Genomic DNA, 13,910 nt, shown 5'->3' on the forward strand with positions numbered 1-13,910 from the left:
ACTTAATCCCGATGAGTTTCATCGGGATTTTTTTATGGAATAAATTTGATGAATATGAACGCAAAATGAAGTGAGTTTTAAATATTCAACAATTGTAGCATAATCTAGATTTCAAAGTTTTTTTTACGTAAAAATATGATTATTAATGCTTAGATTTGCGGCCCCTTATAATAATACATGAAAAAATTTCTACTAGCTATTTGCACTTTTATTTGCCTAATTGTTAATGCACAATTGGATACTGAGCACTGGTTTGCCCCAATGTCAGCAAGTTCGCTTCAGGGAAATACTCCCCCGCAATGTTATTTATATCTCTCAACCAACGAGACGACTCCGTTTTCTGTACAGGTATCTAATAACAATATTGTTTTTTCTACCGTACAGATAAGCAAAGGGAACCCAGTACAACTTACAGTTCCTAGTACTTATATGATTGCTTCTACCATGAACAATCTGTTTACCCAAAATACGATGGGGCTGCATGTAAAAGGATCTAAAAAATTCTTTGCTAACTTTAGGTTTTCAGTTCCACAACAAGCTGAAATTATTACTTCTAAAGGAATGGCCGGAGTCGGAAAAACTTTTTTCATAGGAACTGCTCCCACAACCTCTCCAAAAGATTATGTAAATTCCACCGTAGGAGTTACTGCCACAGAAGATAATACCACGGTAACTTTATCCGGATATAGTGCTAATATTGTTTTTGCTGACGGCAGTGTAATGCCTTCAAGAACATTTACTATTAATAAGGGTAAATCTTATATCCTTGATGTAAATAGTGATATGGGGGGAGTGAATAACAGAAGAGGACTGTTAGGTGCAAAACTCGTTGCCAATAAACCGGTATCCGTAACTAATGGAAACTTCAACGGCCTTTATACCACCCAAAACAGTACCAATGTAGATATATTAATGGATCAAGCTGTTCCTACAGAGAGGCTTGGAAAAGATTTTGTAATGGTAAAAGGAAATGGGCCAAATACTGTAGGAATGGAGAAAGCCCTTATCGTTGCTACAGAAAACAATACTACCCTTATCATCAACGGAAATCCTTTACCCGGTGTTAATCTTAATGCTGGAGAATATCGTATGATTGAAGCTACAAGCTACATCAATCAGGGTAACGGAAATTACAATATGAATATTTCAGCCAGCAAAAATGTGTATGTATATCAACTTCTTGCCGGAGCTTCAGGAAGCACAGTGTATCAGACAGGAGGAATGAACTTTATACCACCATTAAGCTGTTTTTTACCTAAAGAAATCAATGAGATAGGACTCATTAATATGATAGGCAGTACTGCTTATAATACAAAACTTAATATCATTACTCAAACGGGAGCAACAGTAACCGTTAATGGAAATCCGGTGACAGGATTTGCTCCTGTAAACGGAAATCCAAATTGGGTAACCTACTCCATGCCAAATGTAACCGGAAATGTTACGGTAACTTCTACAAAACCAGTTACAGCAGGAATTGCTGCGGGAAATGGAGCCGTAGGATATGGAGGATATTTCGCAGGATTCTCTTCTATTCCAGTGATTTCCAAAACCGGTGATTGCTACAATGGGGTACTTCTGGAAGTAGATCCGGGACATGATGCCTACAAATGGTATCTTAACGGAGTTGAAATTCCTGGGGCTACAACTCCTACCATCAATCCTGATTTATACGGATCCGGAATATATACCTGCTATATTACTAAAACCGGTTGTGAATCCAGAATGACTGCAGAGTATGATTATACGGTATGTCCGCCTATTACTACAACAACCTATGATATCGGATCATGTAATACCAAAGTAATTACTCCCACATTTACAAGCTCAAGTCAAACAGTGATTCCGGCTAATACAAGCATTATTGTACAGCCTACTAATGGAACCGTGGCAATAAGCCCTACAACCGGGCAAATTACCTATACTCCCAATGCAGGTATTACTGCAGATATTACGGATACATTTACATATTATATTCAGGGAAATGGAACTCCGGCAGCATTTGAATATTTTAATATTGTAGTAAATACCCATGTTCTTCAGAACACAAATGACAGTATGTTTTCTTGTGCTTCAGCCAACGGAAACGGAACCTTTAATCTGAAGAATGCCAATGTAACTCCGGATACAAGTGCAACGGTAGCTTACTTTACAAACGCCAATTTAACAGGACCAATAGCCACTCCTACTGCTTATTCAGGACCATCAGGAACTGTATATGCTAATGTAACGTCTATCTATGGGTGCTCTAAGGTGTCTACAATTACATTAAGCACTTATCCTACTCCAAACATCAATACAAGTACCTTCAATGGAAATATTTGTGATGAAAATCTAGATGGAATAGTGAATGTTAATTTCAACGATGTAACCCCACAAATCGTAGCGAACTCGGCTAACTTTACAGTAAAATATTACCTGAATCAGACTGATGCTAATGCGGGAAACAATAATACTCTTCCCACCAACTGGACTTATACAGCCAGTACTACTGTATACATAAGGGTGACCGCCAATGTAGGAGACTGTCCGCCAGCTTTGGGACAAATTAATTTCACCATTGGAAATAAAATTCCTTTAATAACAAACAATGCAAAAACAGATATCTGTGACAATGATCTTAATGGCTCAGAATCTGTAAATCTTAATGATTACAAAGCTTTGTTTACAATAGATCCGGCAGTAGTTGTATCATTTTATACTTCCCTTGCCAATGCTCAGGCAGGAACCAACCCCATTGCAGCTTCACAGGTTATTACTTACACGGGTGTGTTTTATGTAAGATTCCAGAGTAGTACAGGATGTCCTGATACCGGTGTATTAACTCTTACTTTAAAATCTCCTAAAAAATCTAGTACGCTTCATGATCAGATCATCTGTTCCAATGAAAAGATTCTATTGGATGCAGGCCCTGGATTCTCTTCTTACTTATGGAGCAATGGAGCAACTGCCCAAACTATTATTGCCAATGCGGGAAGTTACTATGTAGACCTTGGATTCAATGGATGTGTATACCGCCAACAGGTAAATGTAACAACGGCACAATCTCCTACCATTACAAGAATAGATGTTTCCGGTACTACGGCAACCGTTCATGTAACTGGAGGAACTCCCCCATATAAATATTCTTTAAATGGCTTAGATTACCAGCCATCTAATATATTTACAGGACTATCAAGAGGACTTCATACAGTATATGTATTAGGCTCTGATGGTTGTCGTTATATTACCAAGGAATTTTTAGTCATTAATCTTATCAATACAATTACGCCTAATGGAGATGGCATCAATGATGTTCTTAATTATTCTGAATTAAGAATAAAACAAGACGTGTCTATAGAGGTTGCAGACCGATACGGAGCCTCTGTTTATAAGTCTTCAGATAAAAATTATATTTGGGATGGAAGATCAAACGGAAGAAATCTTCCCACAGGAACATATTGGTATGTAATAAGATGGATTGAGCCAGATTCAAAATTACAAGTTTCTTACTCAGGATGGCTTTTAATTAAAAATCGAGAGTAATTTTTAACATTTGTTTGTAATTTATTAAAGGTATTTGATTTTTTATTTTAATTTTGTAGAAATCCTAATTCCATACACATGAAAAGATTTCTACTCAGTTTGGTGTTACTTTTTTTATCAATTAATACCCTCTTTGCGCAAAGGGATACTGAACATTGGATAGCCCCTTACTACACAGCTCCCTCTGTAGGGGACTTTGAGAACAGGCTATATCTATCCACAGATTCCACAACCCCCTTTCCTGTACAAGTATTTAATAATAATAACGTTCTTACAACGGTTACCATCAGTAAAGGAAACCCGCAGACTGTTGATGTAGATGCATCTATTATCTCTGCTAATGCGACTACACAAGCCTTTAATGTAGTCAGCAAAGGGCTTTATCTAAAAGGAGAGAAGCCTTTTTACTGTAGTTTAAGATTGGCACAATCTGTACACGGTGAAATTATTACCAGTAAAGGAAAAGCCGGAATTGGTAAACAATTTTATGTAGCTGCCAGTCCCAATACAGACCTTAATAGCCTTTATAACTTTACAGCAGGGATTATGGCTACTGAAAACAATACCAGTGTAACAGTATCATGGAATACTCCGGGACTTGTATTCACTAACGGAACACCTCCCGGAAACACACATTCATTTGTTTTAAATAAAGGACAATCTTTCATTTTTACCGGAAGTGGATCTACCGCTGCTAATAAGAACGGATTTATAGGCGCCAAGGTGGTTGCAGACAAACCTGTTACCCTTACCAATGGTAGTTGTAATGGTAACTTCTCAACACCTACAAGTGGCTCTGACCCTATTCTTGATCAGTCTGTTCCTGTTGATAGACTTGGAAACACTTTTGCCATGGTAAAAACAAGATCTACCAATCCTTCACTTAATATGGAGGGAGGACTTATTATTGCAACTGAAGACAATACTGCAATCTATCTGAATGGATCTACAACACCTGTTGAAACTATTAACGCAGGAGGTTGGTACAGAATTAATGAAACAAGCTATGTAACTCAAGCTGGTGCAGGAAATCATTCCAATATGTTTATCTCAACATCCAAGAATGTATATCTATATCAATTTATAGGAATAGATAATAATGCAGCAACGAATGGATTTAACTATATCCCGCCATTGAACTGTTTCTTACCAAGAAAAATTGATGAAATTGGTAAGATTAATGAAATGCCTGGCGTTACGGATCCAATTACATTAAAACTAAATATTCTAACTGAAGCAGGAGCTACCGTATTGGTAAATAGTAACCCTCCTAGTGCAGCTGAAGGACCATATCCTCTTACAGGAAATACTCAGTGGGTAACTTATGCAATATCCGGAGTGGTAGACAACCTTACCATTACCTCTACCAAGGCTGTAACAGCAGGTATTAACGGAGGATACAGCTCTGCTGGATATGGAGGTTACTTTGCCGGATTCTCTTCAATTCCTGTAATTGCTAAGAAAACAGGAGATTGTGTTCCAGGGCTTATTCTTGAAGTGGATGATGGATATGAAACTTACCAATGGTTCAGAAATGGCGTGGCTATCCCAGGAGCAACATCTTATAGCTATACTCCTACCCAATCTGGAAATTACACTGTAAAGGTAACAATGGGAACATGTCCTCCTGTTACTACACCTGTATATAAAGTACAAAACTGCTTAAAAATCACAAAACAAAACCTTGCAGTTTGTGCTACCAAAATCATTACACCTACCTTCACGTCTTCAACACAGACTCCGGTAGCAACTACAGTAAAAATACTTACTCCCCCTACTAAAGGTACGGCAGTTGTAAATTCAAACGGAACAATTACCTATACACCAAACGCAAATTATGAGGGACCAGACAAAATCGTTTATACATTCTGTGGAGACTCTGTAGAGTTTACAGATTGTGAAGAAGTTACTTTAGAACTTAATGTTATTCCTTTTGTTGTAAAAGATGATATTATTAAAGCTTGTTGGTATGACGTAGCTCCTTATGCTTATTTTGATTTAACTAAGGCTAAGATTACAGATTACGGAGCAGCAATAAAAAAATACTACCGTTCATTAACTGACCTTAATGCGGGTATCAATGAAATAACAGCACCTGACAACTTCCCTTCAACTGGTGGATTTGTGTATGTAAAAGTATCTACTGCTGAAGGATGTAGTGCTATTTCAAAAATTGAACTTATTCCACTTCCAATCAAGAAGTCTCCGATATTAGTAGATAAATACATTTGTATTGATGCTAAAACAGATTTAGATGCCGGACCTGGATATGATTCTTATGCATGGAGCAATGGTGCTACTACATCCGGAATCAGAAATGTTGGAGTTGGTGAATATTCTGTAATACTTAGTAAAAATGGATGTTTCCTTACACAAATAGTAAGAGTGAAAAAAGCCGAAGATCCTGTAATTCAACAAATCGAAATCAACAACAATAGTGCAACAGTAATTGCAGTGGGCGGTAAAGCTCCTTATAAATTTGCTGTGGACGGAACTGCAAACTGGCAGGATTCTAACACTTTCACAGGATTAACAAGAGGTCAGCATACATTCTACGTAAAAGATGCTTACAATTGTACTCCTGTTGCAACAGAAATTACAGTTCCAAATCTATTGAATGCCATTACACCTAACGGAGATAATGTAAATGACTTCATCGATTACAGTGAACTTGCCTATAAAGACAACCTGTCTTTTGTAGTATATGACAGATATGGTAACATGATATTTACCGGAACTAAATTCAACAATTTCAAGTGGGATGGTAAACATTTTGACAAGAGACTTGTAACCGGTACCTACTGGTATCACATTTCTTGGAATGAGGCGAATAAAGAAAAGACTCAGGTAAAATATACAGGCTGGATTTTAGTAAAAAACAGAGAATAATAAATTCAAAATAAAACATTCAAAACCGCGATCTTAAAATCGCGGTTTTTTTATTGCCTTTTCAACTATTCAATGCTTTTTATTATTAAATTTGTGATAAATACCCTTACTGAATGAAGAAAATTCTATCTTTTTTATTTATATTCTATATTTTCACCTCTGCTTTTGCACAATTGGACAGAGAACATTGGTTTGCTCCAATGGTGGATAGATCAGGAGCGCCCAGCCCCTACCAGAAACTTTATCTGTCTACCAGCAGAACAACTCCTTTCCCTGTAAATATTTATAACAATAATGTTCTGATCGGAACTGTAAATATCAGTAAAAACAATCCCCAAAAATTTGACGTTTTAAGGAATTATATTATTACCACACAGCAGTCAGATTTATTTACCCCTACAACAAAAGGATTATACCTAAAGGCAGAATTTCCTTTTTATGCCAACTTAAGGTTCTCGGTACATAATCATGCGGAAATTATTACTTCCAAAGGAATTCCCTCTACCGGAAAAAATTTCTTCACCGCTTTTGCTCCTATTACCGTAAGCAATAGCATCCTAAACTTCATGACCAGTATTCTGGCAACCGAAGACAATACTACTGTTACCATTACCGGCTACAGCCCACAGGTACAGTTTTCAAATGGAACCACAGGAGCAACTAATCCCACAATGACTTTCACCTTAAACAAAGGACAATCTTATATCATTGACGGAATTGGAGACATGGCCGGAAATCTTGATGGGTTTTTAGGAGCTAAGATCACTTCGAATAAACCAGTGAACGTTACCAATGGAAACTTCAATGGACAATATGCCGGAAATTTCTCTACAAGCTCTGATATTTTAATGGATCAGGCAGTACCTGTTGACCGACTTGGTAATGAATTTGCCCTTGTAAAAGGCAACGGAACTATTGGCTCCAATATGGAAGGAGCTATCGTTGTCGCAACCCAAGACAATACTCAGATCTATGTAAATAATGAACTGGTTCCTGTTGCTACCCTCAACACCGGAAAATACTTTGTGATCCCTGATACCAAATACATGCTTCAGGGCGGAGGACATTATAATTTATATATTAAAACTTCTAAAAATGCCTACGTTTACCAAATCTTGTCAGGAGATTCCAATACCGGAAACGAAGTGGCTACCGGAGGTTTTAATTTTATTCCCGCTCTAAACTGTTATCTTCCAAAGCAGATTAATGAGCTTGGTTTTATTGATGAAAACTTTGTGCATTCCAATGGAAATCCTCTAGGAATTCTCAACATTCCAACCAAGCTGAATCTTATTACAGAAAGAGGAGCAACGGTTACTGTAAATGGTGTAAATCCGCCAGCCTCAACCGGGCCATACAACATGACGGGAACCAACAATTGGGTCACCTATGGAATTCCCAATGTTACAGGAACCATAACCATAGTTTCCAATAAAGCAATTACTGCCGGAATTACTGCAGGTAGTGATGCAGTAGGATATGGAGGATTCTTTGCAGGCTTTCCCACACAGCCCGTTATTATAAAATCAGGAGGCGATTGTTCTCCGGGAATTGTCCTTACTGTAGATCCTATCATTTACGATACCTATCAATGGTATAGAAACGGAAATCCTGTTTCTGGTGCTACAGGTTCATCCATTACTCCCACACAATCCGGATATTATACATGTTCTGTGACCATGGGCAGCTGTGCTCCATTGGTTACGGAGCAGTTTAAAGTATTGAACTGTACAAAGCTTACAGCTACCTCATATGATGTATGTACCAGCCAGGTTATACCACCTACATTCAGTAGTTCATCCCAAACTCCCGTACCTGCCACCGTTGCGATTACAACTCCACCGGCACTTGGTACAGCAGTTATTAACCCTACCACAGGAATCATTACCTATACAGTTAATACTCCCGGTACGGCAGGAACAGATACATTCACCTATACTTTCTGCGGAAACGATCCTGACTTTCCGGATTGCGAAACCGTAACAGTTACCATTAATATCAAGGCAATTACCGTTACCAATGTAACCATGAAAGCCTGTGATATAAACGGACAAGGAACATTTAATCTAACTACAGCCAATGTAACAGCAAATAGCCCCGTTAATATTACCTATTATCCGACTCTGCTAGACGCTCAAACGGAAAATCCTGCTGCCCTGATTACGACAGCCAATTCCTATACCGCCCCTAACGGCACCATTGTATATGCTGTGGTAAAAAATAGTCTGGGCTGTAAAAGCATTGCACAGATCACTCTTTCCCTTTACAATAAAGCCATAGTTGTGGATAACTACAATGGTACTTTCTGTGATGATAATATGGATGGAACCGTAAATATCATACTATCAAACATCACAGGTATTGTGCTTAATAATCCAACCTATTTTGCAGTAAGATATTATGCAAACTTAGCCGATGCCAATGCAGGAAACGCCAACACACTTCCTAATATCTGGAGCTATACAACCACAACTACCATTTACATCAGAGTGGATTCTCCTGATGGTTGCGCATCAGTAATTAAACCTTTACAGTTCAGTATTGGGGCAAGAATACCATTATCAAGCAGATCTGTTACAGATACCGTGTGTGATGATGACCTAGATGGAGTAAAGTCTGTAAACCTCGCTCAGTTCATCCCGATGTTCACGACAGACCCTAATGTAACGTATACATTTCATGGGAGCTTGTCAGATGCTCAAAATGATATCAATCCAATTGCTGCAACAATCAGTATTACAACTCCTCAGACTTTTTATATTCGCTTTGAAAAAAATGGTGTCTGCCCGGAAGTTGCCTCCATTAAAATCACCATTAAAGTCCCTAAAAAGTCAGATTTACTGATAGACCAAACCATTTGTCCAAAAACAACCACAACATTGGATGCCGGTCCTGGATTTGAAAAATACCTTTGGAGTACAGGTGCAACCACTCATTCTATTATCAATGTTCCTGCCGGAAGCTATTGGGTAGAACTTACTTTCAATGGATGTGTTTACAAACAACTGGTAAATGTTACAGAATATCAGCTTCCTCAGATTACTTCTATTGAAATTGACGGAACTACTGTAAAAGTTGGAGTTACCGGTGGTACACCACCCTATCAGTACTCACTGGATGGCGTTATCTGGCAGAATTCAAATATCTTCTACAATGTACCAAGGGGGGCCCACAATGTTATGGTAAGAGATTCTAAGCTATGTGGAGAAGTTAAAAAGGAATTTGCCATTATTAATCTGATCAATACCATTACGCCTAATGGTGACGGTCGTAATGAGGGCATTGATTATTCTGCTTTAATGGCCAATGATAATCTTGTATTCCGAATCTTTGACCGATATGGAGCTGAAATCTTCAGGGGAACCCCAGAAAATAGATATACCTGGGACGGAAGAATTGGAGGCAGATATGTTCCTACTGCTACTTATTGGTATTTTATTACATGGACAGAATACGGATCTACAGTTTCGATAAAATATTCAAGCTGGCTGCTGGTAAAACACAGGTAAAAGATCAGAGGCTGAAGGAAAGTATTTCAATACAACTTTCTTTCAGCCTTTTACTTTTGAGCCATAATTTGAAGTAAAATGAAGTTTATAACACTCATTAACAATTTAATCCTAAAGTTTAATATAACTTTAACCACTATTCTTTATCCAATTAGACACAAATTGCTGTATTTCTATGTAATTTTGCCAATTATATGAAGAAACTGTTTACTCTGTTGCTATTGGTTTTTCTGGCAAAAATCAATGCTCAAATGTATTCCGGAGAAGTATTTCTAAGGGATAACTCTATCTTGTATCTTAACCAGGTATATGTTACCAATCTGAACACACAAAAAACTGTTCTTACAGATTACAATGGTAATTTTAATGTTCCCGCAAATCCCGGGGATGTTATCCGTTTTACCTCTATTGTTACTGAGAGAAAAGATATCAAGATGACTCCACAATTGCTGGGACAGAAAAATCTTATAGAGCTAAAGATTGCGTATTATGAGATCCAGGAAATTGTACTGAACAGATTCAAGCCTACCGGAAATCTTCGGTATGATGTAAATTCATTAAGGAAAGAAGACAAAGGGTTAGCAATTAAAAAAGTAATCGGACTTCCAGAGCCTAAAGGAGATGGTACTCCTCCTGAACTTCCGGTTGCGGGATTAAGGGATGGCGGACTTACTTTAAGCCTTGGAAGCATTTATGATATGCTTTCAGGAGAAAGAAAGAAAAAACAACGTTATCAGGCTTATGAAAAGATGAACACTTCTGTTACCCAGATAAAAAATTATTTAGGGAAAGATTATTTCACCAGATTCAAAATTCCTGAAAACCTTATTGATAACTTTCTGCAGTTTGTTTATACCTCTGAGAACATCCAACCTTATGTATTAGCCGGAAATTTCGAAGCGATAAAAATACCTATTGAGAAATATGTGCCTATCTACCAAAAAAGATTAAGAAACTCTCATCTTCAGGAGGTAGTCACCAAGTAAAATTACATCTGGAAAAGAAACCAATATTTCATATAGACAATAATCCATGTAAGTGCTACATGGATTATTTTTTTCCAACTAATCTTAATTATTTAACTTTTATCAAATATTTTCATTTAATATTCAAAAATATGTTTAAATTTATGTCACAATCAAGTGTTTAAAATAAAAACAATACGATCTCGTTATCATAGTAAAAACTAATTGACCTAAACAACAAATTAAGAGAAAGTACACCATTTTTAACTTAATATTTATTAATGAAAAAATTACTTTTACTTATTAGCTCAGTCTTGTTTTTCAGTTTGTCTGCCCAAAAAAAAGGGAAAGACTACAGCGAAATTATAAAAAGCAATAACATCTATGAAATCAATGCTTTCTTAAGAGACGCTCATCCTGATGATCCAAGACGATCTGTACTGAAACCAAGGGTTATGGAACTGATGAAAGAATACATCAAAAACGCTCACCCGGAAGATCAGAAAGTAAAAGATATGCAGGAAATGCTTGCCTTGCTAAGAAGAAGACCTTCTACGAAGATTACTTTTGATGAAATGAATGCCATCATCAAACAGAAACAAATTGCAAAATATAAGGCTGAACTCGCTGCAAAGCAATCTACCACTGTTTATACCCCAAGTACAACACAAAATACTTTTGTTGTAAATACGGCCGCAAATGCCGCTATACCCAATGCTGAAGCTGAGGAATTCAATATGCTGATGACAGTATCTCCTATTGAGCATCAAAATAAAACAGTAAAAATCCTCAATTCCCTATTTGATAATGATCCTAACGCTAAGGAATGCATTATTCTTATTCAAAATAATTCTGACTGTAATATCATTGTAAGAATGGAAGGTGTCGGAACCACCAAATATAGGCTTGCTATTCCAGCTCACGGTGACAACTCTATAGTGATAGAAAAAGGACAATATCTTTTCACAAGCTTAGTCTGTGGAGCGCAGTATGCCTCACAAAAAACCATTCAAAAACCAATTATGGTAGCCTTGGGGAGCGCAACAGCAAAGTAACCAAAACAATATCATAGTTTCTCCATAGGTCTTTTAGCCTTAAAAGGTCTATATTCTATGCAAATTTTACTATTTTTGCAGACATTTTAAAATCTCAATGGGCAAGAATAAATTAGCAAGATTTGCAGAAAACAAAATATTACCAAACGTAATCCAACCGACTAGAGAAGATACCTTAAACGGCTTCGATCTTAAAGGAAAATGGAGAAAAAACTTCTTTAAAAACGACAATCCAATAGTTCTGGAACTAGGTTGTGGAAAGGGAGAGTATTCTGTAGGGCTGGCAAAAACATTTCCTGAAAAAAACTTTATCGGAATTGACATTAAAGGTGCCAGATTTTGGTTTGGAGCTAAAGAGGCTGTTGAAAATAACATGAATAATGTAGCTTTTTTAAGATCACAAATTGAACTTGTTGACCATTTCTTTGCTGAGAATGAAGTAGATGAAATCTGGATCACTTTCCCGGATCCACAGATCAAATATAAAAGAACAAAACACAGATTAACTCATCCGGACTTTTTAAACCGATACAAAAAATTCCTTAAGCCTGGTGGCATTATCCATTTAAAAACAGATTCAGAGTTTCTTCACGGATATACCTTGGGTTACCTGCAAGGTGCAGGACATGAAATTATTTCTGCTCACCATGACATCTATGGAGCACCGGAATATGATCCTAATACAGAACATTTGAGAGACATCAAAACATATTATGAGGAACTATTCTCGGCTAAAGGAAAAACAATTACGTATATAAAATTTCGTATAAGCTGATGAAATAAATAACTTTTGATGAAAAAAAAAATTTTGACGATTTTATTTTTCACTTTCCTTACCCCAGCCTTTACTTATGCGCAAAAAAGCAGTAAAGATATTTTAAAAAGCACAAATATCAAGGAAATTGAAGAATATCTAAAGAACGCACACCCTGACGATCCGAAAAAGAGTGTACTAAAACCTAAACTCATTGCTCTAAAAAATTCTGAATGGACTAAAGGGGCACTTACGGCTAAACCAATGGAAGCAAGACCCGTATTGGCTGATATTCCTAAGAATGCAATGAAAGACCCCAATTCTAAAGAGGCGGAGGAATTCAAGCGCTTAATTGCCGAAACATCCACTGAGCATAAGCAGAAAACAGAAATGCTTCTGAATGCAATGTTAAACGAGGATATTACTAAAAAAGAAGCTGTTCTTTTATTTAAAAACAACTCAGACTGCAACATTGTTCTTCGGATAGAAGGAAAAGATTACTATAACCTTGCTGTTCCTGCACATGGAGAGAATTTTATTATCATAAACAAAGGCTCGTATACTCTCAACAGTAACGTTTGTGATATGAAGTACTTTTCTCAAAAAGATATAAAAAAAAGTATCTTTGTAACCATTGATAATCCGAGACATCCGGCAATTGAACAAAACCCTGTTACTACACCGGAAAAAAACCTAAAAAAGAAAAGCAAAAAAAGAAAATAGGTATGAAAAAGCTATTAGTTCTCACAGGAATTTCTTTGATTCTTACCAGCTGTAGTGCCAACTATGGCGGTTACCCCATAAGAAATCCCTATCCTACCAATAACTCCGGTGGAAGCGCAGCTAATACAGCAAGAGAATATAACGAGCTTATAAAAACCTATAAACCTGAAACAGCAGAAGTACTTAGTGATCTTCTTAATGATGACGATCCTGGTAATCCCAGAACCTCCATTTCAGTAGAGAATAAATCTTCCTGTAATATGGTACTTACGGTAAGTGGAAACGGTTTCTTTAAAAAGATTCCCATTGGGGCAGGAAAGATAGGCTATACCATGGTTCCTAAAAATCAAAACTACAGGCTTTCAGGTATGGTTTGTAACTCATCCTATCAGTCCACAAAATATATAACAAGTTCCTATTCTATAACGCTTAGAAACTAACATAAGGCCACAGAATTCTGTGGTCTTTCTTTTTCAGCTACAAGCTAACA

General features: G+C 37.0%; 8 protein-coding genes. All 8 read left to right on the forward strand.

Annotated elements, in window-relative coordinates; translation table 11 throughout:
- Positions 1 to 177: 177 nt before the first annotated feature.
- Positions 178 to 3,525 carry a T9SS type B sorting domain-containing protein gene (locus EG359_RS12460; RefSeq protein ID WP_076355150.1) on the forward strand — a complete coding sequence of 1,116 codons (3,348 nt, stop codon included), beginning with the start codon at positions 178 to 180 and terminating at the stop codon, positions 3,523 to 3,525.
- Positions 3,526 to 3,603: 78 nt separating this feature from the next.
- On the forward strand, positions 3,604 to 6,414 hold the full coding sequence (locus tag EG359_RS12465; protein WP_076355152.1) for a T9SS type B sorting domain-containing protein: 2,811 nt from the start codon (positions 3,604 to 3,606) through the stop codon (positions 6,412 to 6,414).
- 113 nt (positions 6,415 to 6,527) lie between these two features.
- Positions 6,528 to 9,923 (forward strand): T9SS type B sorting domain-containing protein, encoded by a 3,396-nt coding sequence (locus EG359_RS12470; protein ID WP_076355154.1) that lies wholly within the window; start codon positions 6,528 to 6,530, stop codon positions 9,921 to 9,923.
- 194 nt (positions 9,924 to 10,117) lie between these two features.
- The gene (locus tag EG359_RS12475) at positions 10,118 to 10,909 is read left to right on the forward strand and encodes a hypothetical protein (protein ID WP_076355156.1); all 792 of its coding nucleotides are present in this window, start codon (positions 10,118 to 10,120) and stop codon (positions 10,907 to 10,909) included.
- A gap of 260 nt (positions 10,910 to 11,169) precedes the next feature.
- Positions 11,170 to 11,943 (forward strand): DUF6759 domain-containing protein, encoded by a 774-nt coding sequence (locus EG359_RS12480; RefSeq protein ID WP_076355158.1) that lies wholly within the window; start codon positions 11,170 to 11,172, stop codon positions 11,941 to 11,943.
- A gap of 97 nt (positions 11,944 to 12,040) precedes the next feature.
- Positions 12,041 to 12,718, forward strand: a complete 678-nt coding sequence (gene trmB, locus EG359_RS12485) for a tRNA (guanosine(46)-N7)-methyltransferase TrmB (protein ID WP_076355160.1) — start codon at positions 12,041 to 12,043, stop codon at positions 12,716 to 12,718.
- Positions 12,719 to 12,736: 18 nt separating this feature from the next.
- Complete coding sequence (locus EG359_RS12490; protein ID WP_076355162.1) at positions 12,737 to 13,420, forward strand: DUF6759 domain-containing protein; 684 nt, start codon at positions 12,737 to 12,739, stop codon at positions 13,418 to 13,420.
- A gap of 2 nt (positions 13,421 to 13,422) precedes the next feature.
- Positions 13,423 to 13,860, forward strand: coding sequence for a DUF6759 domain-containing protein (locus EG359_RS12495; RefSeq protein ID WP_076355164.1), 438 nt, complete (start codon positions 13,423 to 13,425; stop codon positions 13,858 to 13,860).
- Positions 13,861 to 13,910: the final 50 nt, after the last annotated feature.

The organism is Chryseobacterium joostei, assembly GCF_003815775.1.
Taxonomy (GTDB): Bacteria; Bacteroidota; Bacteroidia; order Flavobacteriales; family Weeksellaceae; genus Chryseobacterium; species Chryseobacterium joostei.

Bases quoted from the DNA above. Each gene is read 5' to 3' on its own strand.
- EG359_RS12460 (WP_076355150.1), top strand. From the start codon at position 178: ATGAAAAAATTTCTACTAGCTATTTGCACTTTTATTTGCCTAATTGTT.
- EG359_RS12465 (WP_076355152.1), top strand. From the start codon at position 3,604: ATGAAAAGATTTCTACTCAGTTTGGTGTTACTTTTTTTATCAATTAAT.
- EG359_RS12470 (WP_076355154.1), top strand. From the start codon at position 6,528: ATGAAGAAAATTCTATCTTTTTTATTTATATTCTATATTTTCACCTCT.
- EG359_RS12475 (WP_076355156.1), top strand. From the start codon at position 10,118: ATGAAGAAACTGTTTACTCTGTTGCTATTGGTTTTTCTGGCAAAAATC.
- EG359_RS12480 (WP_076355158.1), top strand. From the start codon at position 11,170: ATGAAAAAATTACTTTTACTTATTAGCTCAGTCTTGTTTTTCAGTTTG.
- trmB (WP_076355160.1), top strand. From the start codon at position 12,041: ATGGGCAAGAATAAATTAGCAAGATTTGCAGAAAACAAAATATTACCA.
- EG359_RS12490 (WP_076355162.1), top strand. From the start codon at position 12,737: ATGAAAAAAAAAATTTTGACGATTTTATTTTTCACTTTCCTTACCCCA.
- EG359_RS12495 (WP_076355164.1), top strand. From the start codon at position 13,423: ATGAAAAAGCTATTAGTTCTCACAGGAATTTCTTTGATTCTTACCAGC.